This window comes from Enterobacter sp. ENT03 (assembly GCF_019218745.1).
Taxonomy (GTDB): Bacteria; Pseudomonadota; Gammaproteobacteria; order Enterobacterales; family Enterobacteriaceae; genus Enterobacter_D.
Map to the genome: position 1 here is coordinate 33,238 of NZ_JAHUXA010000006.1, position 23,992 is coordinate 57,229.

The 23,992-nt window shown below is 55.5% G+C and carries 18 protein-coding genes; 5 read left to right on the plus strand and 13 right to left on the minus strand.

What is annotated here, in order from left to right; genetic code table 11:
- The first annotated feature begins 69 nt into the window (after nucleotides 1–69).
- The 4 genes from qseE to glnB all read left to right on the plus strand — a co-directional run bounded on the left by qseE (nucleotide 70) and on the right by glnB (nucleotide 3,977).
- Nucleotides 70–1,506 (plus strand): two component system sensor histidine kinase QseE/GlrK, encoded by a 1,437-nt coding sequence (gene qseE / locus KW828_RS10345; protein ID WP_218336280.1) that lies wholly within the window; start codon nucleotides 70–72, stop codon nucleotides 1,504–1,506.
- Entirely contained in the window at nucleotides 1,503–2,234 is a 732-nt protein-coding gene (gene qseG, locus KW828_RS10350) for a two-component system QseEF-associated lipoprotein QseG (RefSeq protein WP_218336281.1), read from the plus strand. The genes qseE and qseG overlap by 4 nt, the downstream gene beginning before the upstream one ends.
- Nucleotides 2,221–3,558 carry a two-component system response regulator GlrR gene (gene glrR / locus KW828_RS10355; RefSeq protein WP_218336282.1) on the plus strand — a complete coding sequence of 446 codons (1,338 nt, stop codon included), beginning with the start codon at nucleotides 2,221–2,223 and terminating at the stop codon, nucleotides 3,556–3,558. The genes qseG and glrR overlap by 14 nt, the downstream gene beginning before the upstream one ends.
- Nucleotides 3,559–3,638: 80 nt before the next feature.
- Entirely contained in the window at nucleotides 3,639–3,977 is a 339-nt protein-coding gene (gene glnB, locus KW828_RS10360; RefSeq protein ID WP_024549981.1) for a nitrogen regulatory protein P-II, read from the plus strand.
- Nucleotides 3,978–4,057: 80 nt separating this feature from the next.
- Here the strand turns inward: glnB and hmpA are convergent, their stop codons facing one another.
- Nucleotides 4,058–5,248: an NO-inducible flavohemoprotein gene (gene hmpA / locus KW828_RS10365; RefSeq protein WP_218336283.1), complete on the minus strand. Its 1,191-nt coding sequence runs from the start codon at nucleotides 5,246–5,248 to the stop codon at nucleotides 4,058–4,060.
- Nucleotides 5,249–5,573: 325 nt separating this feature from the next.
- On the opposite strand from hmpA, the gene glyA reads away from it, so the two are divergent.
- Nucleotides 5,574–6,827 carry a serine hydroxymethyltransferase gene (gene glyA / locus KW828_RS10370; RefSeq protein WP_218336284.1) on the plus strand — a complete coding sequence of 418 codons (1,254 nt, stop codon included), beginning with the start codon at nucleotides 5,574–5,576 and terminating at the stop codon, nucleotides 6,825–6,827.
- Nucleotides 6,828–7,221: 394 nt separating this feature from the next.
- On the opposite strand, the gene KW828_RS10375 is transcribed toward glyA, so the two are convergent.
- The 12 genes from KW828_RS10375 to KW828_RS10430 form a co-directional block, all read right to left on the minus strand.
- Entirely contained in the window at nucleotides 7,222–7,821 is a 600-nt protein-coding gene (locus tag KW828_RS10375) for an SIS domain-containing protein (RefSeq protein WP_218336285.1), read from the minus strand.
- Complete coding sequence (locus KW828_RS10380; protein ID WP_218336286.1) at nucleotides 7,818–9,455, minus strand: FGGY-family carbohydrate kinase; 1,638 nt, start codon at nucleotides 9,453–9,455, stop codon at nucleotides 7,818–7,820. Before KW828_RS10380 ends, KW828_RS10375 begins: the two co-directional genes overlap by 4 nt.
- 16 nt (nucleotides 9,456–9,471) lie before the next feature.
- Entirely contained in the window at nucleotides 9,472–10,425 is a 954-nt protein-coding gene (locus KW828_RS10385; RefSeq protein ID WP_129363183.1) for an ABC transporter permease, read from the minus strand.
- 1 nt (nucleotide 10,426) lies between these two features.
- Nucleotides 10,427–11,416, minus strand: a complete 990-nt coding sequence (locus KW828_RS10390) for an ABC transporter permease (RefSeq protein WP_218336287.1) — start codon at nucleotides 11,414–11,416, stop codon at nucleotides 10,427–10,429.
- Nucleotides 11,409–12,917 carry a sugar ABC transporter ATP-binding protein gene (locus tag KW828_RS10395; protein ID WP_218336288.1) on the minus strand — a complete coding sequence of 503 codons (1,509 nt, stop codon included), beginning with the start codon at nucleotides 12,915–12,917 and terminating at the stop codon, nucleotides 11,409–11,411. The genes KW828_RS10390 and KW828_RS10395 overlap by 8 nt, the downstream gene beginning before the upstream one ends.
- Nucleotides 12,918–13,022: 105 nt before the next feature.
- Complete coding sequence (locus tag KW828_RS10400; protein ID WP_218336289.1) at nucleotides 13,023–14,006, minus strand: autoinducer 2 ABC transporter substrate-binding protein; 984 nt, start codon at nucleotides 14,004–14,006, stop codon at nucleotides 13,023–13,025.
- A gap of 390 nt (nucleotides 14,007–14,396) precedes the next feature.
- Nucleotides 14,397–14,567 (minus strand): hypothetical protein, encoded by a 171-nt coding sequence (locus KW828_RS10405; RefSeq protein ID WP_218336290.1) that lies wholly within the window; start codon nucleotides 14,565–14,567, stop codon nucleotides 14,397–14,399.
- A 99-nt stretch (nucleotides 14,568–14,666) separates the two neighbouring features.
- Nucleotides 14,667–17,387: a sugar-binding domain-containing protein gene (locus KW828_RS10410; protein ID WP_218336291.1), complete on the minus strand. Its 2,721-nt coding sequence runs from the start codon at nucleotides 17,385–17,387 to the stop codon at nucleotides 14,667–14,669.
- 10 nt (nucleotides 17,388–17,397) lie between these two features.
- Nucleotides 17,398–18,816, minus strand: a complete 1,419-nt coding sequence (locus tag KW828_RS10415; RefSeq protein WP_218336292.1) for an OprD family outer membrane porin — start codon at nucleotides 18,814–18,816, stop codon at nucleotides 17,398–17,400.
- 60 nt (nucleotides 18,817–18,876) lie between these two features.
- Nucleotides 18,877–21,075 carry an alpha-galactosidase gene (locus KW828_RS10420; RefSeq protein WP_218336293.1) on the minus strand — a complete coding sequence of 733 codons (2,199 nt, stop codon included), beginning with the start codon at nucleotides 21,073–21,075 and terminating at the stop codon, nucleotides 18,877–18,879.
- The gene (locus tag KW828_RS10425; protein WP_218336294.1) at nucleotides 21,072–22,448 is read right to left on the minus strand and encodes an MFS transporter; all 1,377 of its coding nucleotides are present in this window, start codon (nucleotides 22,446–22,448) and stop codon (nucleotides 21,072–21,074) included. The genes KW828_RS10420 and KW828_RS10425 overlap by 4 nt, the downstream gene beginning before the upstream one ends.
- 313 nt (nucleotides 22,449–22,761) lie before the next feature.
- Nucleotides 22,762–23,955, minus strand: coding sequence for an ROK family transcriptional regulator (locus KW828_RS10430; protein ID WP_218336295.1), 1,194 nt, complete (start codon nucleotides 23,953–23,955; stop codon nucleotides 22,762–22,764).
- Between the last annotated feature and the right edge of the window lie 37 nt (nucleotides 23,956–23,992).

The window sequence follows — 23,992 nt, forward strand, 5'->3', positions numbered from 1 at the left end:
ATCTTACTTTCCCCCGGCGCGTTACTCAGTTAGCATCCCTTAAAATCCGCTTTCACGAGATATAGTGCGTTGAAACCCTGGCCCGGCTTTCCCCGTTCCCTGCGACAACTGGTCATGATGGCCTTTCTGCTGATCCTGCTGCCGCTGTTAGTGCTGGCCTGGCAGGCGTGGCAGAGTCTCAATACCCTTAGCGCCCAGGCGGCGCAAACCAACCGTACCACGCTGATTGATGCCCGCCGTAGCGAGGCGATGACCAACGTCGCACTGGAAATGGAGCGCAGCTACCGCCAGTACTGCGTGCTTGACGATCCGACGTTATCCCGCGTGTACCAGAGCCAGCGTAAGCGCTACAGCGACATGCTGGATGCCCACGCGGGTGTGCTGCCGGATGACAAACTCTATCTGGCGCTACGTCAGGATTTGAGCGATCTGGCACAGTTGCAATGCCACAACAGCGGCCCAGGCGAGGCGGCGTCCGCGCGGCTGGAAGCGTTCGCTGCCGCCAATACCCAGATGGTGCAGTCCACCCGCGCGGTGGTGTTTTCTCGCGGGCAGCAACTGCAGCAGGAGATTGCCGAGCGCGGGCAGTTCTTTGGCTGGCAGGCGCTGGTGTTGTTTCTGGTCAGCCTGGGACTGGTGCTGCTGTTTACCCGGATGATCATCGGCCCGGTAAAGGGTATTGAGCGAATGATTAACCGTCTCGGAGAGGGACGCACATTGGGGCAGCAGGTGCTGTTTAAAGGGCCGCGGGAATTACGCTCAGTGGGCGAGCGGATCATCTGGCTCAGCGAGCGTCTCGCCTGGCTTGAGTCCCAGCGCCATCAGTTTTTACGCCATCTTTCTCACGAATTGAAAACCCCGCTCGCCAGTATGCGCGAAGGCACGGAGCTGCTCGCCGATGAAGTGGTTGGCCCGCTGACTGCGGAGCAAAAAGAGGTGGTGGATATTCTTGATGACAGCAGCCGCAACCTGCAAAAGCTCATTGAGCAACTGCTGGATTACAACCGCAAGCTGGCAGACGGCGCGGTTGAACTGGAGACGGTCGATCTGGCTCCGCTGGTGGACGCGGTGATTGCCGCCCACAGTTTACCGGCACGGGCTAAAATGATGCGTACCGGGGTCGCGTTATCGGCAAGCCATTGCCTGGCAGAGCCGATGCTGCTGATGAGCGTGCTGGATAATCTCTATTCGAACGCGGTGCACTATGGTGCTGAATCCGGTAACATTTATATTCGCAGCTACACTCAAGGCGCACGGTTAATTATTGAGGTAGCGAATACGGGTACGCCGATCCCCGAAGCGGAACAGGCGATGATTTTTGAACCCTTTTTCCAGGGAAGTCATCAACGAAAAGGGGCGGTGAAAGGCAGTGGGCTGGGGTTGAGTATCGCCAGAGACTGTATTCATCGCATGCGAGGTGAGCTGCATCTGGTGGCCGACAGCCAGTCAGATGTCTGTTTCCGCATTGAGCTACCGCTCAGTGCGCCGGAAAAATCCCTAAAATGAATCTACGTCTGGTGAGTATGTCGCACATTTTTAATCGCGTGCTGAACGCGGTGTCGTTGTCAGGGCTGCTGCGGGCAGGCTTGCCATGCCTGCTGCTGACGGGCTGTGTTGCTCATGCGCCCAAAAGCGCCGTCAACGAAAAACAGGAAGAGAAACTTCCCCAGCATCAACTGGCCGATTTCCTGTCCACTGACTGCAACGACATCTGGTTGCTGCACGGGAAATCCGTCGAGACTAACCCATTGTACTGGCTGCGTGGCATGGACTGCGCGGAGCGCCTGGCACCGGCAGCCGCCCGCGCGGAGGCGCGGAGCTGGCCGGATGACACCTGGCAGGATACCTTCAAGCGCGGCATTCTGCTGGCCAGCGCCAAAATTTCACCGGTGGAACGCCGCACTTTTGTTACTCGTCTCGACACGCTTAGCCCGCAACTGCCGGCCCAGGTACGTCCGCTGTATCAGGTGTGGCGCGAAGGACAGGCGCTGCAATTGCAGCTGTCGGAGGAGCGCTACCGCTACAGTAAACTCCAGCAGTCTGCCGATGGCGAACTGGATACCCTGCGTCAACAGCAACAATATCTGCGTGAACAGCTGGAAACCACGTCGCGCAAACTGGAAAACCTGACCGATATTGAACGCCGTTTATCGACGCGCAAACCGGCCGGTAACGATCTGCCTTCCGCCAACCCTGACGTGAAAAATGAGGATGCCAGCCATGACAAGCCGTAAACCTGCCCGTCTGCTGCTGGTGGATGACGATCCCGGCTTACTTAAATTGCTTGGCCTGCGTCTGACCAGCGAAGGGCACAGCGTGGTTACCGCCGAGAGCGGCCAGGAAGGGCTGCGCGTACTGGCGCGGGAAAAAATCGATCTGGTGATAAGCGATCTGCGCATGGATGAAATGGACGGCATGCAGCTGTTTGCCGAGATCCAGCGCCAGCAACCCGGAATGCCGGTGATTATCCTGACGGCGCACGGCTCGATCCCCGACGCGGTAGCTGCCACCCAGCAGGGTGTGTTCAGCTTTCTCACTAAGCCGGTGGATAAAGACGCGCTGTACAAGGCCATCGATGGCGCGCTGGAGCACTCCGCTCCCGCCGGAGATGACCACTGGCGGGATACCATTGTCACCCGCAGCCCGTTGATGCTGCGCCTGCTGGAGCAGGCCCGCATGGTGGCGCAGTCAGACGTCAGCCTGCTGATTAACGGGCAGAGCGGCACCGGCAAAGAGATCCTCGCGCAGGCGATCCATAACGCCAGCCCGCGCAGTAAAAACGCATTTATCGCTATTAACTGCGGCGCGTTGCCGGAACAACTACTCGAATCCGAACTCTTTGGCCATGCACGTGGGGCTTTTACCGGCGCGGTGAGCAGCCGTGAAGGGCTGTTTCAGGCGGCGGAAGGCGGCACGCTGTTCCTTGACGAAATCGGCGATATGCCGATCCCGTTGCAGGTGAAGCTGCTGCGCGTATTGCAGGAGCGCAAAGTGCGCCCGCTGGGCAGCAACCGCGACATCGACATTAACGTGCGCATTATCTCGGCCACTCATCGCGACTTGCCAAAAGCGATGGCGCGCGGCGAGTTCCGCGAAGATCTCTTTTACCGCCTGAACGTGGTGAACCTGAAGATCCCGGCGCTGGCAGAGCGGGCGGAAGATATTCCCCTGCTGGCGAACCATCTGCTGCGCCAGTCAGCGGATCGTCACAAACCCTTTGTGCGCGCCTTTTCCACCGACGCCATGAAGCGGCTGATGACCGCCAGCTGGCCCGGCAACGTGCGTCAGCTGGTGAACGTTATCGAGCAGTGCGTGGCGCTCACCTCGTCGCCGGTGATCAGCGACGCGCTGGTGGAGCAGGCGCTGGAAGGGGAGAACACCGCGCTGCCGACCTTTGCCGAAGCCAGAAATCAGTTTGAGCTGAACTATCTGCGCAAACTGCTGCAAATCACCAAAGGCAACGTGACTCATGCCGCGCGCATGGCCGGGCGAAACCGCACCGAATTTTATAAATTGTTATCGCGCCATGAACTCGACGCTAACGATTTTAAAGAGTGATCCGCAAAGCACGGTGAATATGATAGTGTGAGCAACCGATAACGTAGCAGCAAGCAGGCATAAAAATTCAGGGAACCACCATGAAAAAGATTGATGCGATTATTAAACCTTTCAAACTGGATGATGTGCGCGAAGCGCTGGCCGAAGTGGGCATTACCGGAATGACCGTGACCGAAGTAAAAGGCTTTGGTCGCCAGAAAGGGCATACCGAACTGTACCGCGGCGCTGAGTACATGGTGGACTTTCTGCCGAAAGTGAAAATTGAAATTGTCGTGACCGACGATATTGTGGAAACCTGCGTGGATACTATTATCCGCACGGCGCAAACCGGCAAAATTGGCGACGGCAAGATCTTCGTCTTCGACGTTGCCCGCGTGGTGCGTATTCGTACCGGCGAAGAAGACGACGCGGCAATTTAACCTTCTTGCCGGGTGGCGCTGCGCTTACCCGGCCTAAAAAACCCTTCCCAGGCCCGTGCAAGCGAAGCGCCGCCGGGCGATTACAGCACCTTATGAGGCCCGAAACATTCGTAGTGAATGTGGTCTTTATTCACGCCCAGCTCCACCAGCTGCTTCGCGGCGTACTGCATAAACGCCACCGGCCCACAAACGTAGAACTGCATCTCCGGCGCGCTGAACGCCCCTTCCATCTGCTCTAAATTCATCAGCCCTTCGCTGTCGAAGCGTGCGGCCTGGCGGTCTGCGTCCGTCGGCAGGCGATACCAGGTGTGCGCGGTAAAGCGCGGCAGGGATGCCCCGAGCGTTTTCACTTCCTCCGTAAACGCATGCACATCCCCGTTTTCTGCGGCATGGAACCAGTTCACCTGCGCCGCGTGCTGACGGCTCACCAGCGTGTCGAGCATCGCCAGCATCGGCGTCTGGCCCACACCTGCTGAAAGCAGCGTCACCGGCGTTTCCGGCGTGACATCCAGGAAGAAATCACCGGCAGGCACTGCAAGATGCACGATGTCACCCACGCGCGCTTCACCGTGCAGCCAGTTCGACACCTGCCCGCCCGGCTCACGCTTCACGGCGATGCGGTAGCTTTTACCGTTGGGTTTGCGGGTAAGAGAATACTGACGAATTTCCTGATGTGGGAACCCTTCTGGCTTTAACCACACGCCGAGATACTGACCCGGCTGGTAATCCGCTACTGGCAGACCATCCACCGGCTCAAATTCAAAGCTGGTAATAAGCGCGCTTTGCGGCGTTTTTGCCACAATACGAAACGCGCGCGTGCCTTCCCAGCCGCCGGTTTTCGTGGCGTGCTCCTGATACAGTTCGCTTTCACGATTAACAAACACACCCGCCAGCACGCCATAGGCTTTTCCCCACGCCTCCAGCACTTCCTGACCCGGACTGAACATCTCATCCAGCGTCGCCAGCAGGTGTTCACCGACAATGTTGTACTGCTCCGGTTTGATCTGAAAACTGGTGTGCTTCTGGGCGATTTTCTCCACCGCCGGCAGCAGCGCGGGCAGATTTTCAATATTGCTGGCATAAGCGGCAATGGCGTTAAACAGCGCTTCACGCTGATCGCCGTTGCGCTGATTGCTCATGTTGAAGATCTCTTTCAGCTCCGGGTTATGTTTGAACATCCGGTCATAGAAATGGGCGGTAAGTTTGGGGCCGGTTTCAACCAGCAGGGGGATCGTGGATTTCACGGTGGCGATGGTTTGAGCGTCGAGCATAGCAGCTTCCTTTTTTGCAGAACTATAAGTTGTATTTTATATGCATCTTATAGAAATACCCCTGCGCCTGTAAATGATTTAGTGCGTTTTCGTTAAGGTGGCTCACAGTCATGAAAAATTCACATCACAAAGCTGAAAAGAAATCCTGATCCCCGCACGTAGCGCTTTGCCGTCAAACCCTTGTACAGCGCCAAGCCAATCGTTTGCGTAAAATCCTTTGTCAAGACCTGTTATCACGATATGAATCAGTTATACTGGTCGCCGTTGCCCAACAGGGCCCCCCTTCAGAGCTGTAATTTACTGTTAGCTGAGTCAGGAGATGCGGATGTTAAAACGTGAAATGAACATTGCCGATTATGATGCCGAACTGTGGCAGGCTATGGAGCAGGAAAAAGTACGTCAGGAAGAACACATTGAACTGATCGCCTCCGAAAACTACACCAGCCCGCGCGTGATGCAGGCTCAGGGCTCTCAGCTGACCAATAAATACGCGGAAGGTTATCCGGGTAAACGTTATTACGGCGGCTGCGAATACGTTGATATTGTTGAGCAGCTGGCTATCGATCGCGCCAAAGAGCTGTTCGGCGCAGACTACGCTAACGTCCAGCCGCACTCTGGCTCTCAGGCTAACTTCGCGGTCTACACCGCGCTGCTGGAGCCGGGTGATACCGTTCTGGGTATGAACCTGGCGCAGGGCGGCCACCTGACTCACGGCTCCCCGGTTAACTTCTCTGGCAAGCTCTACAACATCATCCCTTACGGTATCGATGAGTCCGGTAAAATTGACTACGAAGACATGGCGAAGCAGGCTAAAGAGCATAAACCGAAGATGATCATCGGTGGCTTCTCTGCTTACTCCGGTACCGTTGACTGGGCAAAAATGCGTGAAATCGCAGACAGCATCGGTGCTTACCTGTTCGTTGACATGGCACACGTTGCGGGCCTGATTGCCGCTGGCGTTTACCCGAACCCGGTTCCACACGCTCACGTTGTGACCACCACCACCCACAAAACCCTGGCGGGTCCACGCGGTGGCCTGATCCTGGCGAAAGGCGGTGACGAAGAGCTGTATAAAAAACTGAACTCCGCCGTATTCCCAAGTGCGCAGGGCGGCCCGCTGATGCACGTGATCGCGGCTAAAGCGGTAGCGCTGAAAGAAGCGATGGAGCCAGAGTTCAAGGTTTATCAGCAGCAGGTTGCCAAAAACGCCAAAGCGATGGTCGAAGTGTTCCTGAAGCGTGGCTTCAAAGTGGTATCCGGCGGTACTGAAAACCACCTGTTCCTGCTGGATCTGGTTGATAAGAACCTGACCGGTAAAGAAGCTGACGCTGCGCTGGGTCGCGCCAACATCACCGTGAACAAAAACAGCGTTCCGAACGATCCGAAGAGCCCGTTTGTGACCTCCGGCATCCGTATCGGTAGCCCGGCGATTACCCGTCGCGGTTTCAAAGAAGCCGAAGCGCAGGAACTGGCTGGCTGGATGTGTGACGTGCTGGACAGCATCAACGACGAAGCGGTGATTGAACGCACGAAGCAGAAAGTGCTGGAAATCTGCGCCCGCTTCCCGGTTTACGCCTGATTGAGTGCCGGGTGGCGCTGACGCTTAACCGGCCTACATTCTGATCCGCAATTAATCATTAGGCCGCGTAAGCGGCCTTTTTTATTGCCGGGTGGCGCTGCGCTTACCCGGCCTACGTGTCTTTGGTTCTTCGGGTTAATGTAGGCCCGTGCAAGCGCAGCGCCGCCGGGCATAACCCGACCACATGCACCGCCAGTAATCAATGTAGGCCCGTGCAAGCGCAGCGCCGCCGGGCATAACCCGACCACATGCACCGCCAGTAATCAATGTAGGCCCGTGCAAGCGCAGCGCCGCCGGGCATAACCCGACCACATGCACCGCCAGCAATTAATGTAGGCCCGTGCAAGCGCAGCGCCGCCGGGCATAACCCCACCGTATGCGCCGCCGGGCAATATTAACGCTCACCGCGCAACGTCACCCCGACATCCCCGCCCGGATGTACCGCCAGCAGCGTCTCTTTCGTATACCCGTTCTCACTCATCAGGCAGGCGCAGGCCGCATCAAAAATTGCCAGTACCAGGATGATGGAGGTGGTCGCCAGCATATTCAGCGGATCCACTTCCCGCTGCACGCCCGTTGAGATCACCAGCCGTGCCGCCTGAGCAATCGCTGACGCGCGGTTTTCCGTCACGCTAATCAGCGGCACATGCCTTGCCGCCAGCCCCGGCAACAGGCGGGTCAGTTCGTCGGAGTTGCCGCCGCGGGACAGCATGATCATCAGATCCCCCGACTGTAAAAAGCCGAGATCGCCGTGGGCCGCATCGGTGGCGTTCAGGTAGATCGCCGGACGCTCGACGCAGGCCAGCATATGCGCGATTTTGCGCGCTGCGATGCCGGAGGTTCCCACGCCGGTGACCACGATTTTCCCCGTACAGCCGCGCAGCTCACCCAGCAGGGCGTCCCACTGCGCGGACGTCAGATGCTGGCCCAGTCCGGCCAGCGCCTCGCTGTAGGTTTGCCAGGCGTCGTTGGCCTGTTGCCAGCTGCCGCTCATTCCGCCTCCTGCATTAACTGACGGTATTTCATATCATCCAGGTACATCTCGTGGAACACCTGATATTTACGATCGTAATACTGTTTGATGCGGTTGGTTTGCGGCGTCACGGTTTTCCCGATGCGGCTCATCACCGACATGGCCTCCGGGAAGCTGTCGAACACGCCTGCGGCCACGGTGCCCATCATCGCGCTGCCGAGCAGCATAGCTTCGCTCTCCTCCGGTAACAGCATGGCGCAGCCGGTGGCGTTGGCATGCTCTTGTACAAAGATCGGGTTTTTGGTGCCGCCGCCGCTGGCCATCACGGTGTCGATGGCGTAACCGGTCTGATTCATGGTTTCAATGATATGGCGGGTGCCCAGCGCAATCGCCTGAATCGTCGCCAGATATTGCAGTGCCATGTCCTCCGGCGTGCGGGACAGCTTCAGCCCGGTGATCGTCCCGGTCAGCGTCGGGTTGGCGCGCGGCGAACGGTTGCCGTGGAAGTAGGGAAGAATATGCATATCGCGGGTCAGAAAGGCGATGTTTTCCGGCTCGCCCGCCATTTTACGCAGCAGCGCATTCAGCAATTCATAAATGGTCTGCCCCTGGGTTTTCGCCTGCGCCAGCAACTGGTCATAACAGGGATGCGACTGGATCACATGGTCGATAAGCGCTCCGGTCGCCGACTGGCCGCCCTCGTTCAGCCAGTAGCCTGGCAGCACCGCTGAATAGTACGGCCCCCAGACGCCGCCGATAAAACGCGGCGCTCTGGAGATCGCCATATGGCCGGTGGAGGTGCCGCCGATCAGCGCCACGCGGCGGTCAAAATCCGCCACTTCACCCGACACGCCGCAGGCACCGAGCGTACCCAGCGTACCGGCGTGGGCATCAATAATCGACACGCTGACCGCGGTACCTGGGATCAGCCCCATTTCGCTGGCGGCGCGTTGCGTCAGGCCATGACCGAGCGGTTCGCCCATGGTTTTCACGTAGCGACCAATTTTCTCCGCGTCGTGCTCCAGCAGATCCTCAAGCCCTATTTCGCGGAAATAGCTGCCATCCCACTTATCCTCATGCCCCATGTAGGTCCATTTACAGACGGTGGAGCATAGGGAGCGCGTATCATCGCCGGTGGCGCGCCAGGTCAGAAAATCCGGCAAGTCAAAATAGTAACCGGCGTTGGCCCAGGTGTTCGGCATATGCTGTTTCAGCCACAGCAGCTTCGGCGTCTGCATTTCCGGGGAAATGATCCCGCCAACGTAATCCAGCACCCGGTGGTGCAGGGCGTTAATGCGGTCGGCCTGCGTAATGGCGCGGTGATCCATCCACACAATAATGTTCTGCTCGCTGCGCCCGGACGGGCTGACGGTCAGGGGTTTACCCTCTTTATCGAGTACCACCAGCGAACAGGTGGCGTCGAATCCCAGGCCTTTCACCTGGATCGGGTTGATGTCCGACTGGTTGATGGCATCGCGCACCGCATTACACACCGCCTGCCAGATATTGTCTGAAGACTGCTCAACGAAATCCGCCTGCGGGCGATACATTTCAATGGCCCGGCTCGCCTGGCCGACCATTCTGCCGTTCAGGTCAAACACGCCCGCGCGGGCGCTTCCGGTTCCGACATCCACACCAATGAAGTAACTCGCCATCTTTTTTCTCCTGAAATCAGGCTTTACGATTCTGTAAGGCAATAAAGAGGATCAGCACCGCGCCCCAGAGCGCCATCGTCAGATAGCTGCTGATCCCCAGCAAATTGAAGCCGCTTTCCAGCATTTGCAGCACCACCAGCGCCAGCACCAGGCCGATAACACGACCAAAGCCGCCGTCCGGGTTGATGCCGCCGAGCACCGAGGCGAGAATAGTGACCAGCAGATAGGACTCGCCATAACCGGCTTTCGCCGAGTTGAATTTCGCCATCATCAGGATGGCCGCCACCCAGCCGAGCAGCGCCGAAATAACATAGACGGAAATCTGCACCCGCACGGTATTCACACCGGAATAGCGCGTCGCCTGCTCGTTCGAGCCGACCAGATACAGGCTGCGTCCGAGCGTTGTATGTTCCAGTAACACCCACAGCAACACCGCCACCAGAATAAACAGCAGCAGGGCGACGGGAATACCGGCGAGCGTGGCGTTACCCAGATACTGGATCGCCGCCGGAAAGCCGGAGATCACCGTGCCGTTAGAGAACAGAATATTCAGCCCGGAGATCAGCGTCATGGTGCCGAGCGTGGCCAGGATCGGCGACACGCCCACCCAGGCGATCAGCGCGCCGTTAAGCACGCCGATAGCCACCGCCACGGCAAGCCCTGCCAGCAGCGCCAGCATAAAGAAGAGGGGATTATCCGGATGGCTGACGATAATCGCCGCCATCACCAGTGAACAGGCATTAGCACCGGCAATAATCGACAGGTTAATGCCGCCGGTGAGCATGGTCAGCCCCATCCCCAGCGCCAGCATACCGAGGATCGGCAGTTGCGAGCTGATGGACTGGAAGTTAGCGACGCTGAAAAAGCGGCTGCCCAGCAGCGCCGAGAAGACCACGGCGACGACAATAATAATCACGCACTGGAGGCGAATGATGGCATCACCAGGCAGATAACGGGCGAAGGTTTTCATCTTAAAGTTCCCCTGCAAGTTTGCGTTTTTCGTTCCACGCCGTTGCGCTGATGCTGATCAGAATGATGGTGCCGCTGAACACGGTGTGCCAGTAGGAGGAGACGCTTAGCAGCGTCAGACCGTTTTGCAGGAAAGCCAGCAGGATCACACCAAGCAGCGTACCGGTCAGGGTGCCGCGACCGCCGCTCATGCTGGTGCCGCCGAGAACCACCGCGGCCAGCACCGTCAGCTCAAAGCCGAGCAGGGAGTTAGGCGCAACCGACTGGGTGATCTGCGCCTGCACGACGGCGGCGATACCGGCGAGAATGCCCATATAGCCGTAAACGCAAAAGTGCAGCTTCAGCAGGTTCAGCCCAAGCCGTGAAGCGGCGTCACGGTTGCCGCCCATGGCGTAAATCTGGCGGCCCAGACGGGTGTAGTTCATCAGAATGGCCGTGAACAGGATCACCGCGGCCAGACAGAGCAGGGGCAGCGTCAGGCCATAGTCGTAGCCGTCGGCTGCGGTAAAGGAGAACCAGTTGATGCCGTTCATAAACCAGTCCGGGAAGCCGTACAGCCAGGTACCTTTCGTGGCGTAGACCAGCAGGCCGTAGTAGACGTTGAGCGTGGCGATGGTAATGATGATCGCCGGCACGCGCAGCCAGTAGACCAGAAAGCCGTTGATAAGCCCGAGCAGCAGGCCGGCAGCAATGGCCATCGCCAGCGCCAGCACAAAGTTGCCACCGTGGGCGATCATCCAGCTGGCCATGGCATATTGCGCGATGGCGGTCATCGCCGGAAAAGAAATATCGATGCCGCCGGAAATCAGGACCACAAACAGCCCGCAGGCCAGAATGCCAAGAATGGCGTAGCTGGTGGCGACATCCGTCAGGTTGCCCAGCGACAGAAACTCATCGGTACTGAGGCTCAGCCCGACGATCAGGGCGATCACTAACAGCCCCAGCCAGAACTCATGTTGCCCGATGAGGCGGGAAAGACGCACGTTATTCATTGATGACCTCGACCACTTCTGCAATCTCCGCTTCGGTACAGCGATGGGGGTTAAACTCGGCGACCAGTTCACCACGGCGCATCACCAGCACGCGATGGCTGTTGTAATAGGCTTCCGGGATCTCATCGCAAATCATCAGCACCGCCATACCCTGTTCCGCCAGATCGCGGGCAATCTGATAGATGCCCTCTTTATTGGCGATATCCACGCCGACGGTGGGGGAGTCGAGGATGAGGATGCGCGGCCCGGTCGCCACCCATTTGGCGATGGCGATGCGCTGCGCATTGCCGCCGGAGAGGGTTTTCACCGGCAGATGGGGATCGGAGACTTTGATGTTCAGATCGCGGATCAGATCGCTCACCAGCTTCTGCGCCTTCGTGTGATCGAGCAGGCCGCTGCGGGTATGCAGTTTGTCGAAGACGGTGACGATGGTGTTGTCGTAGATCGACTGCTCCATGATCAGCCCCTGCGTCAGGCGATCTTCCGACACATAACCAATGCCGTATCTGATGGCGTCGTGATTGCTACGCAGGCGCACCGGCTGACCATTAATAAGCATTTCGCCGCTTTCCGGCTGCGTCATGCCAAACAGACTCAGGCACAGCTCGGTACGTCCCGCGCCCAGCAGGCCGACAACAGAGACAATCTCACCGCTGCGTAACGACAGATTGATGTTGCGGTATTTCCCTTTGCGACTCAGGTTGCGCAGTTCCAGCATCGGCGGCTGATCGGCGGGCGGTTTTTCCGGCAGCGGGCTGTAGTGAAAACGCTGCCCGGTCATCAGGAACGCCAGCTCGTGGCTGTTCAGCTCCTGCGCGGGCCAGGTGCCGACCAGCTTGCCGTCGCGCATCACGCTGATCCGGTCCGCTACTTCCATTACTTCGTCCAGACGGTGACTGACGAACACCACGCAGATGCCCGCCGCTTTCAGTTCGTTTACCACCCGCAGCAGGCCGTTCACCTCCTGGCGGGTCAGCGAGGCGGTGGGTTCATCCATGATCACCAGCCGGGCATCGGCGGCGATGGCGCGACAGATCGCCACCAGCTGGCGGTCTGCAATAGAGAGTTTTTCGACTTTTTTATCCGGATCGATGGTCACGCCAATGCGTTTCATGGCGGCCAGCGCCTGGGCTTTCATCGCCCCGCGGCGGACCCAAATATCGCCCCCAGGCAGGTAGCGGTTAACGGCAATGTTTTCCGCCACGCTAAAGTTGGGAAACAGCGACAGATCCTGGTAAATCACTTGAATGCCGTAATGGGCGGAGAGCTGCGGCGTCAGCTGATGGAACAGCTTGCCGTCGAGCATAATCTGCGCCCCTTTTTCCGGGTGATAGACACCGGAAATCACTTTAATGATGGTGCTTTTTCCGCAGCCGTTCTGCCCTGCCAGACAGTGAACTTCGCCTTTTTTCAGCGTCAGGTTCACGTTATCCAGCGCCAGCACGCCCGGGAATTGCTTGCTGATATTCTCAAGTGTGATAAATGCGGCGGTGTCTGCCATGGGCAATACTCCTGCAAGCGCCCTTGCGGGCGCTGCGTGTGTGTCATTATGGTTATGGTTTACCGGTTACCCGGCATTCGGTTTCCCGGGTAGGGGCGGAGAGCCTCAGAAACCGAGTGATTGCGCGTTATCTTTGGTGACTTCGAGGATCTTGTTAAAGCGGATCACTTTCTTTTCCATGTCCACGTCAGCTTTGCCTAAACCGTCGATGGTCAGGTCCGGCGTCACTTCCTTGCCTTGTAACAGCTGATCGGCAACGGTGACCAGCGCATAACCGGCGTCTTTCGGATCCCACAGCAGCGCCTTTTTAATATCGCCACGCATCAGGTACGGTGCGGCCTGGGCTGGCATGGCAATACCCACAACGGCCATTTTATCTTTGGCGCGTTTTTTCTGTACCGCCTGACCAGCACCAATAGGGCCGAGGGAGCCGAAGCCGATGATGCCTTTCATCTGCGGATAGGTTTTCATCAGATCAAGGGTGGTGGAGTAGGATTTATCAATGCTCTCCGCCACCGGCAGACGGGAGGTCACTTCAAACATCTCCGGGTATTTTTCTTTCTGATACTTAATGGCGTAATCGGCCCAGGCGTTATGCAGCGGCACCGTTAAAGAACCGACATAAATGGCGTAGCCGCCTTTGCCGCCCATATCTTTTGCCAGCTCATCGACGTTAGCCTGCGCGTATTTTTCGCTGTCGATGGTTTCAATATCCCACTGGCCGATCTGCTGATCCGGCGATTCGTGGGTCAGTACCACGATGCCTTTGTCGCGCGCTTTTTTCAGCACCGGCTCCAGCACCTTCGCATCGTTTGGCACCACGATAATGGCGTTAACGTTTTTGGCGATCAGATCTTCAATGACCTTCACCTGCTGAGCAGGATCGGGCGTGGAAGGTCCGGTCTGATAGGCGTTCACATTGAGTTTTTTAGCGGCGTCGTTCACGCCGGTTTCCATACGGTTAAACCAGGGAATGCCAGTGACTTTGGCCACCACGGCAATTTCATACTTTTCTGCCGCCACCACGTTAGCGGACAACATGCTGACAGAAACCACGGCTGCACTGAGTAAGGCTAATTTGAATTTCATAGTTTTACCTTTTGTAGGGTACGGGCATGTCACGCACAGAGGTTAGCAATGAAGGGAAGAGGGAATGAATCGCAGATTTTTTAAATGTGATGGCTGACCGTTTTTGTTAATTTCTGGATCTAATTTAGTTAATGAATGGTTAAAAATGATAAGTGGTGTGACGAATTGTAGGGTTTTTATTGTTAAAAAGATTTGTTTTTGAAATATTAAATTAACAAATTTTTATCATTTGCAGCGGGTGGTGGGCTATTTTCTGGTTTTTCCGCGGCGGCGCGAGAAAGGATTTATCAGATTTGTGAGCTGAAACAATATCAGCACCCTTATCCAGTTCGGGGCGAAAGGCCGCGAAGTGATAAAAGCCCACCGTGCGTGGGCTTTGTGATTTCTGCTTTATTGATCGCGGATAATTGCCCCACACTTTTGTGATACGGCAAGCGTATCGCCGCTTTGTTGGGCCTGGCGGCACTCATCGGCGGGCGACAGCGGCGGCGCGGTAGGCACCGTCTGCGCTGAACAGGCGGATAATAAAAGCACCGCCACGACTATTTTCACCTTATTCATTACTTCACTCCTGCATAAGCCTGGTACTTTCGGTTTTAACACTGTCGCCAGCATGGCCGGGTTAGCCACAGGTACAAGGATGATTTGTGCTAAAAAGTCTTAGCGGAACAACCCTGCTATCTCACTCACCGATAAGGTGTCCGTCGGATTAAAATCAGCGGAATCCATATACCGGTAAAGCGCCCCTCTGAACGATTCGCAGGCCATTGTGCGCGAAAGGTCATTACTGTTCAGGCTACATACCAGGATCCGCCCGTTACCGGCCTGGGCTTCAAAAAGATGTGTCGCTTTTTGATGATGAAAAAAATTGGGCGTCAATAATGTCAATGGCGTACCGCTTTTCAGGGCATCCATGTTCATCGCAAACCCGCTTTCCAGCAGCGTTTTCCACTCCAGGGTAGCGTGGCTTTCACAACAGAAATAGCGGCTAAAAAGCGGGTGCTGGTTATTGATGATCATCCCGCAGGGATCTTTACTGGCAAAGTGTACGGGACTCCAGAAAACGGGAAACCAGCTGCTGGCGACGGGATACCGGATCTGATCGGGCGCGGGCAGAAGCAGCACTTTTTCGCCGTTATTCAGGCAATCCTCAACAGTCGATGACCACTCGCGAAAGATCCTGATGGAAGAGGGCGGCAGGCAGGGTTCTTCTTTCCCGTAGACCCATATATCCCACTGGTTTTGATACGGTGTATCCAGCAGGCGGGCGTGAACCTGTAAAACATGCCGGCCTGTCAGCTGACGGAACGGCGTTGCCCGCAGGGACACGGGTTCCGCCAGTAATCCCACCGGGATTTCCGCAAGGTGAACGTCCTCGGTAAAAAGGCACTGTTGTTGTTGGTCAACTATTTCAATGCGTAGCGTCATCTTATTTAGCGGTGCGGCCCCGTAATGCGCGATTTGTATTTCGGCAATAAAGTCATCTTTATCGCTAAAAAAGAGGGTGGGCATCATCAGCAGGGGGACGGTTTCACAGCAGAAATGGCGAAATGCGTCGCCGGCGATAATGCCCTTGCTGACGTAAAACGCATCCAGTAGCCCGACGGTGGCGGTACTTTGCCCCGGAAAATCATGCAGGCTGAGAAGCTGTATTCCGGCCATATTAGGGGTGCGAAGTGCGGCTTCGATTTCCATTTTATACAAATAAAGCGCCAGCTTTCCCGAGGCGTGAATAAAACTCTCAAGGTACGGCAGCAGATTTTTTTGCCGGAGATCGTCGCGAATGCGCTCCAGATTCACCGGTTTTAAACAGCCGGTATAGCGCGGGATCTCCGCCACATTGGGGTACACGACATACTGTCCCACTTCATGCGAGATCACCGGAATAGTCTGCGCGTTGACCCCGGTTGAAAAATTGAGCGTGGTGGTTTCTGCCAGCCGATCGAGAAAATACTGCCCGCGAAGGCCATTTCCCGCCGACGATTGCGCAATAAAAATATCGTCTTCATCCGTCGCCTGACGATCCCAGTTGCTGGTTAAGGTATATAAAATCTGCGGCTGAATAGCTTTTAAGCGGCGAATAATGTCACGCAGTAAATCAAAATCACCATTCAGTTCGTTGCCGTTGCTGAAAATGCAAAACGAAGGGTGGATAGACCAGGTGCGGATAATGCGTTCTGCTTCTTCAGGCAGCCAGCGATAATGTTCCGGATATTTGCCGACCGGCAAGTCCATCCAGTCATCCATCCATACCGGCCCTTCAATTTGCAGATAGAGCCCTTCACGGTCGGCGCAGACGAAGGCCGCTTCCGGTGGGCACCAGGAGTGGAAGCGAACGTGATTCAGTCCATACGCTTTGAGCTGTCTGAACACGGCCGACCACGCCGCTTCCGTGGTCGGCGGATAGCCGGTGAGAGGGTAGATACAGCAGTCGATATTCCCGCGCAGGAAGCGCTGAACGCCGTTGATTTTTAATATATTGCCGCATGTGCCGATCTGGCGAAAACCGGTGATCTTCTCCACGCGGGCCACCGGGGACGCCGGGCCTTGCTCCAGGTTGCGTATTTCCACCGCCAGTTGATAGCGCTGCGGCGTAAACTCATCCCACAACCCGACAGCTTCGGCGAGCGAAAAGGCGACGGTGATGTCGGGCTGCTCTGTGGTCACCTCCAGCCTGCGGTTCTCCTGCTGAACGGTGTGACCATCAAGCGTGCTGATCGTCACCGTCAGCGCGAGGTGCTGCCAGTCGGCAATGACGGGTTCACGGGCCAGGGTGAGTGTCACCTGGCGACTGTGGCTATCCATAGTGAGCAGCAGATCGTTGAGGTGATAACGCTCCCGGATTTGCAACTCGACCTTGCCGATCATGCCGTTCCAGATAGTTTGCGTCTGGTCAGTACGGGCGCTGGGTTGGTTGCCAATGTTTTGTTTATCGCGATTATCGATTCTGATGCTGAGCTGATGCGTTTTACCGGCACTCACCAGGCAAGTGAGATCACACTGGTGCGGGGTGGACAGGCTGTCCTGACGGCTGACGGCCACCCCGTCGATCCACACCTGTGTTTCGCCCATCACGCGTTCAAGGAAAAGGAAAATGTGGCGATCCGGCGGGATGTCGGCTAAATGAAACTCGGTTTGATACCAGACCGCCCCCTGATACTGGTATTCCGTTCGCAGGCACTGAACGGCTTCTTTGGTCAGACCGGGTTCGAGGATCAGCCGTTCGCCCAGCCGGTGCTCTGCACAGGTGCCGGGTATCTGAAAACCCGACTGTGACAAACGGCGGTTAAACCATTCTTCGGGCGTACCCACGTCATCCGGATCGCGTTCAAAACGCCATTCCCCATGCAGATTGATCACGTCTGAATCTTGCTGTTGCATAGCCTCTCCTTTAAAAAATAGTGAACGGCGCAATCACGTTAAATTTGATGTCGATTTCGTCCTGAAACATGTTGTTGTAGCCGCCGCTGTAATTTGGATTCTTGCCGTGGTTGTCGTAGTTGATGTAGTGGAGGTTAAACAGCGTGCCTTTCAGACGCCCGGTCTGAACGGTGTGCGCGACGTTGAGCGTCCAGGCGGATTCATCAATACGCTGCCCCTGATCGGCGAGTTCGCCGTTAACAGTACAGCTGGTGCAGGGTTTGGCATTCCAGCCATAGGCGTAGCCCGCGCCCACCGCCCAGCCGGGCAGATCGTAGTTCTTCAGATCGTAAGTGACGGCGGCGAAGGCTGACGTCTCGCCATTGGCGTCAAAGTCAGAGGCCGCATCCCACCAGATGTCCAGGCGACCGTTAGAGCTGGCGTAGGCGGGAGTAATACGTTGCAGAAAGAATCCCTGATTACCTTCCGCTTTGACGGTTTGCGCCTCCAGGCGAAAGTCGAGCGTATCAACGGTGTAGCCCAGCGTAATGCCCTGGAGCCAGGCCAGCCCGTCATATTCGTCATTGATGGCGCCATAGGCACCGGGCGTGCTGCCGCCGACTTTATCTTTTGCGCCATAGAACTGATAACTGGCGCGCAGTAAATTTCCGGCTACCGGGAAGCTATAAGAGACTTTGCTGAAATACTGATCCATAAAACCCTCGGCCTGCGCCCAGGACGCTTCCAGTATCAGGCTATTTTTAAAGTCGTATTTCACCCCCAGCGCCTGGACATAATCGATTTTGGTTTTATTATCGGCGGCGCGGAATTCATACATTTCGGTATACCACGGCGCTTTATATTTATCGGACCATAAATAAGAACCGGATAAAACACCATATTGACCAAAATCCCATGCGCCCCCGGCTTCGCTACCCTGATACGCGCCGGGAACAAATCCCCAGTGCACGGCTAATAATGTTTGCCCGGAGGGTTGAATATAACCGGAGCGCATCCAGTAATTATCGTATTTCATTTTCAGCGCGGCTTTGTACAGGTTGAAGCCGCCTTTGTCGCCAGACCAGTCCTCCCCCCAGCGCTGGTTGGCAGAACTGAGGCTGATTTCATTGGGATGCGCGGCATTGCCGGTAGCGAGGTTTTCGGCGGCAAATCCTGCCACATCGAAACCGATAATATCTGCGGCATAACCCGAGACGAAATCGAGGTTAATATTGGCGGTGCCATGATGCAGATCTTCGACATAATCACCGTATGTCGGGCTGCCTGGCGTCATATCCCGCTTATCGCGATAACGTTGAGAATAATAGATGCCGCCGGTTAAGTGTGAGTCATCCCAAAATCCGGCGGCCTGGGCGGGGGAAATAAAAAAGGGTGAAACAAAGGTCAAAGCGATAAGGCTTAATAGCGCCCATTGATTATTTTCGGACATAAGAAAATCCTTCTTCAGTACGAATGAATAACAGGGAGTGGGGGCAAGAAGCCCCCTAAATTATGCGAGCCGGGTTAAATGCCAGATGCGGCTGGTATAGTCCCGGCTTATTGGCGGATCGACCCACATGCCGCGATACAGTAATTCGTCGCCGCCCGCTATTTTTTCGCTGTCATCAATCTGATAGCGGGCATGCGGATCCAGCCCGGCAAGACGCAGCAATTTCAGCGGCGCGGTGGCAAGGCTTACCAGCGAAAACGCCATCACCAGCGCCTCGCTCTGATCGGGGGCGACAAACATCCACGCCGCGAAATCAGGATTTTCCCACGGACTCACCAGCCGCCAGAACCTGCCGAATTGCAGTAACTGGCGATGTTGCTTATAGAAGGCAATCTGCTGTTTCACCGCCGCGTCACGCCCGGCATCACTGCGCATCAAATCCAGCATCAAACCGTAGTTGCCGCTCATGGCGACCGCGCCGCGCATCGCCATACTGGTGCTGCGCCCCATCTGATGATTCGGCACTTCAGAGACATGGGCGCACTGCATCACCGGTGGATAAAGCAGGCTGGTGGAATACTGAATATGCACCCGGGAGGCGGCATCGGTATTATCGCTGACCCACGCCTGCGCCATGTAATAGAGCATTCCGGGATCGAAACGCCCGCCGCCGCCTGAACAGCACTCAAAAAGAATATGTGGAAAACGGTGGGTTAAGGTTTCCAGCAGCGCGTACAGCCCTAACATATAGCGATGCGCGGTTTCTTGCTGGTGCGCGGGACCGGCGGCATTAGAGCCGACTTCGCTCATATTGCGGTTCATATCCCATTTGATGTAATCGACAGGGTGGTTTTCCAGAAACGCGCTCATCTGGGCAAGAATGTTGTCGCGTACCTCGCGGCGACCCAGATCCAGAATGTACTGGTTACGCCCCTCTGAGAGCGGCTGGCCACCCGCCGAGATTGTCCAGTCGGGATGCTGGCGAAACAACTCGCTGCGTCGGGAGATCATTTCCGGTTCAAACCACAGGCCAAACTGCATCCCCATCGCGTGGACGTTATCAATCAGCGGCCGCAGCCCATGCGGGAATTTCGCGCGGTTAACGAACCAGTCACCCAGCGAGGAGGTGTCATCGTTGCGCTCGCCAAACCAGCCATCGTCCAGCATCAGCAATTCGACGCCGAGGGCTTTCGCGTTGGCAGCAAAGGTCAGCAGCTTGTCTTCGTTGAAATCGAAGTAGGTGGACTCCCAGTTATTAGCAAGGATCGGGCGGGGCTGGTGGCGGTGCTGTCCGCGAACGAGGTTATCCCGATACAGCGCATGCAACGTCCCTGACAGGCCATTCAGACCTTCGTCGGACCAGGCGAGGATGGCTTCTGGCGTCTGGAAGCTTTCGCCAGGCGCGAGCTGCCAGCCAAAACCGTGCGGGTTGATCCCCAGTAATAACCGGGTTTGTGAAAACGCATCCACCTCGCTGCGGGCGGTAAAATTGCCGCTGTACACCAGATGTAGTGCGCAGGCTTCGCCCTGCATCTCGGTCGTTTCCGGGCGCACCAGCCCAATAAAAGGCTGCTGATGCGTGCTGCTGGCCCCACGTTTACTGTCCAGCAGCTGGATGCCGGGATTGAGCGCCTGGCGATGCCACTGGCGCTCGCGCGCCCAGGCACCGGGAAACTGAATTTGCTGCCAGCGGGCATCCGGCAGGTCAACGCAGCAACTGAGCGCGCGCAACAGGCGTAGCGGCTGCGCCGCCTGATTGATTAATCTTGCTGAGCGCGCAATCACCGCGTGGCCGTCAAACACGCTGTAGCGTAGTTCAACCTGCAACTGAGTGAGCGGATCGGCAAGCGTAATGATCAGGGTTTGCGCATCCGTCTCTTGTTCAACCCAGGTGGCGGGCAAGCCTGCCAGCGGTGGTTTGCCATCAATGATCCGGTGCGACAGGTAATACAAATTGCTCACCTGGTGCCCATCGGTATAGCGAATTTCAAATGCCGGTTCGCGGTAGTCTCCGGCACCATGACCGGGATACTCCTGCGGCGCAGTATCGAGAGAGAACGTCCGGTCAGGCCATTGCGCAGGCGTAGGGGAAAAAGACGAACGATCCAGCGCCGGGTAATCATAGCCCTGCTGCCAGGTGGCGATCCGCTTGCCCCAGTAACAGTGCGTCAGATAGCGCTCATGGGCGATGGCGATGACATAACTAATTTTATCGTTGCAGAGATGAAACGTGTGCTCGCGCTCGTTCCAGATAATCATGATGCTATTTCCTTCACAGAATGATGACGCTGACGGATCTCATCAAGGATTTCGAAAAAGCGTTTTTCCGTAATTTCATATTTGGCTAACGGAAACAGGCTCAGGACGGTGAGAATGCCGGGGATTAAGGTGAAAAATAATCCTATCCACAATGCTGTCTGGGCCGACTGAACCGTATGCGGGATATAGCCTGCCCAGGATAAACAAAAACCGCCAATGGCACCGCCGATAGCGCCGGACAGTTTGGTTTTAAATATATTTAACGAGAAAACCATCCCTTCGGAGCGGTTGCCGCTTACCCATTCACCATATTCCACGCAGTCAGCCACCATGGAATAGAGCGCTATTTGCCCGACACCGCCAAAGAAGGGGGCTAACGCGCCGATGATAAATATCAGGGTGATATTCGTCTGGCAGAAGAACAGCACGATACAGGACAATGACATCATGACACTGCTGTAAATAGCGGTGTTTTTCTTGCCAATGCGCACAGAAATAAATGGCGACGCAATGGTACCCGCAACCTGAGCTATCATCGATACCGTTAAAAATGCCGCTAACGCCGCTTCTGCATTAAGATTATAAATAAAGAAATAGAGCTGAAAGGTGCCACGAATTGTGCCGATCAATTCCAGCATTAACATACCAATTAACAGATAACGTAGCGGATTATTTTGTTTGAGCAACAACCAGAAGCCTTTAAAGTTTTGCCGCTCTTTACGCGGCACCGCATATTTTTCCTTGACGCCAAAGAATGTGATCAGCATACACACCAGGAAAATAGCGCTGAAAATTAGCGACACGCCCCACCAGCTGCCGACAAACTTCACCAGCCAGAGCGTGGAGGCGCTGACCGTCAGGAAACCAAATGTCGCGATGATTCGGGGTATGGTGATGACTTTCGATCTTTCCGTGGGGTCCTGAGTAATAGCCGCCGACAGCGACCAGTAGGGAATGTCAATAACCGCAAAGCACACGCTCCACAGAATATAAGTGGAATAGGCGTAAACCAGTTTCCCCGCTTCCGAGAAATCTGGACTTAAAAAACAGGCGACGGTCGTCAGAGATACCAGAATACTGCCAACGAGGATCCAGGGACGGAATTTGCCTAATTTTGTATGCGTATTATCAACCAGAATACCCAGCGCAATATCGGTCGCGCCATCCACCAGTCTGGCGATTAAAAAGAGTAAACCTACTGCCGCCGCTTTGATACCGAGGCTGTCCGTGTAATACAGCATCAGATAAATGGCAATAAATGCATACATCACATTTGCACCATAACTTCCCAGTCCATAAGAAATTGCGGTGGTCCAGGAGACTTTATCCCGAGAATAGGTTTCCCTGTTTTTTACCGTTTCCGTTAATTCCATTTGCGTGCCTCTTAATGAAAAAGTAGACAGAAATTGAAAAATATTATTTCCAATGTTGGAGGCCAAGCCTAAGACAACATCAGAATACGGAATTTGCGCGGTGGTTTATATTTCAGTAAACAGGGATTACTAATCACGTTTTGCCACTATACCCGTCGTCTTTCAAGTTGCTTCTTTGTTGGCTGCGTTCGTTCACCCGAATCACTTACCTGAGTAAGCTCATCGGGATTCTCTCTCTTGCCGCCTCGAAGCAACTCGAAATCCATTGGGTATAAAAGCTCATTTTTGCCAGGAAATAGAGTAAGTCTATTAATTAAAGCTGCGATAACGCATCCTCAACAAAAAGATAACCGATACCTGAAATTTGCTGCGGGCGGGTTAATTTGCCAAAACCAATTTGCGTTTGACGCTGATGGATGGCGTCGCCCTGATCGAATGGGGTAATACCGATCTGTCGATTGATGGCCGCCAGCCAGTTTTCGCCAAATTCACAGCTACGTCCATAAAACCATATTTGATTAATATTCAATATATTCAAAAGATTATATAACGTAAGCCCAATGGCATTGGCGGCTTGCTCACCCCAGCGCAGCACGCGCTCGTCTCCCTGGTGCCAGGCGGCAATTAATTGCTGGCTTCCGATGGTTTCAGGATCGTGATCGGTACAACCTGGCTGAGATTTCATCCAGATACGCGCTTGTTTTTTTAATGCTGATAATGAGGCCACCGTTTCAAGACAGCCATAGCGGCCGCAATCACAGGCCACGCCATCGAGATCAAAAATGGTGTGGCCGATTTGCCCGCTGCCATTTAACGTTCCCCGATGAATATGACCGTTGATAACAAAAGAGGAGCCGATACCGTAATCGACATTAATGACGCAAAAATCCTGGCGGTTAGCTAAATTTTGCCATTTCTCCGCCAGTGCCAGCATCACACAGTCGTTGTCCAGCAACACGGTAATGCCCAGTTTTTCCTCAAGAAGATATTTAATTTCGACCGGGTGGCTCCAGGGGGCCTGCGGCATGATTTGCGACACCCCCGTTACCGGATCGACCTGACCATGAACGCCGAGCGCCAGGTTTATAGTGCGCCCCGGCCAGTTTTTACGGTAACGGTGCCAGCACGCCTCAATCGCCGCCAGCAGCGCCTGCGGCGTGGGGGCGTCAATACGGTGATGTTCGTACTCGCCTTTCGGACTTAAGCAGGTGTTGGCAAGCTGGCATTCAATGCTGGTCGGCGTGATGTTCATGCACAGCGTCCAGTCGCCGTCAGGCGCAATCAGCCAGGTACCGCTGCTGTTGCCACGTGTCTGTTTTTCATCCTCCACGTTGAGCACCCGTTTTTCTGCCGCCAGTTCGTCGAGGATGTTGCTCACCGCCGGAATCGAGATTTGCGCCAGTCGCGCAAGTGTTGATTTAGTGACCCGTTTTTCACGGTAGATATGCTCCAGCACCACGCATTTATTGAAGCGACGGATTTGCTGATTGTTAATGCACGGCCTCATGTTTACTAAACCTCGTTTAGTGAATTGCATGATTATT

Bases quoted from the DNA above. Each gene is read 5' to 3' on its own strand.
- qseG (WP_218336281.1), top strand. From the start codon at position 1,503: ATGAATCTACGTCTGGTGAGTATGTCGCACATTTTTAATCGCGTGCTG.
- glrR (WP_218336282.1), top strand. From the start codon at position 2,221: ATGACAAGCCGTAAACCTGCCCGTCTGCTGCTGGTGGATGACGATCCC.
- glnB (WP_024549981.1), top strand. From the start codon at position 3,639: ATGAAAAAGATTGATGCGATTATTAAACCTTTCAAACTGGATGATGTG.
- hmpA (WP_218336283.1), bottom strand. From the start codon at position 5,248: ATGCTCGACGCTCAAACCATCGCCACCGTGAAATCCACGATCCCCCTG.
- glyA (WP_218336284.1), top strand. From the start codon at position 5,574: ATGTTAAAACGTGAAATGAACATTGCCGATTATGATGCCGAACTGTGG.
- KW828_RS10375 (WP_218336285.1), bottom strand. From the start codon at position 7,821: ATGAGCGGCAGCTGGCAACAGGCCAACGACGCCTGGCAAACCTACAGC.
- KW828_RS10380 (WP_218336286.1), bottom strand. From the start codon at position 9,455: ATGGCGAGTTACTTCATTGGTGTGGATGTCGGAACCGGAAGCGCCCGC.
- KW828_RS10385 (WP_129363183.1), bottom strand. From the start codon at position 10,425: ATGAAAACCTTCGCCCGTTATCTGCCTGGTGATGCCATCATTCGCCTC.
- KW828_RS10390 (WP_218336287.1), bottom strand. From the start codon at position 11,416: ATGAATAACGTGCGTCTTTCCCGCCTCATCGGGCAACATGAGTTCTGG.
- KW828_RS10395 (WP_218336288.1), bottom strand. From the start codon at position 12,917: ATGGCAGACACCGCCGCATTTATCACACTTGAGAATATCAGCAAGCAA.
- KW828_RS10400 (WP_218336289.1), bottom strand. From the start codon at position 14,006: ATGAAATTCAAATTAGCCTTACTCAGTGCAGCCGTGGTTTCTGTCAGC.
- KW828_RS10405 (WP_218336290.1), bottom strand. From the start codon at position 14,567: ATGAATAAGGTGAAAATAGTCGTGGCGGTGCTTTTATTATCCGCCTGT.
- KW828_RS10410 (WP_218336291.1), bottom strand. From the start codon at position 17,387: ATGCAACAGCAAGATTCAGACGTGATCAATCTGCATGGGGAATGGCGT.
- KW828_RS10415 (WP_218336292.1), bottom strand. From the start codon at position 18,816: ATGTCCGAAAATAATCAATGGGCGCTATTAAGCCTTATCGCTTTGACC.
- KW828_RS10420 (WP_218336293.1), bottom strand. From the start codon at position 21,075: ATGATTATCTGGAACGAGCGCGAGCACACGTTTCATCTCTGCAACGAT.
- KW828_RS10425 (WP_218336294.1), bottom strand. From the start codon at position 22,448: ATGGAATTAACGGAAACGGTAAAAAACAGGGAAACCTATTCTCGGGAT.
- KW828_RS10430 (WP_218336295.1), bottom strand. From the start codon at position 23,955: ATGAGGCCGTGCATTAACAATCAGCAAATCCGTCGCTTCAATAAATGC.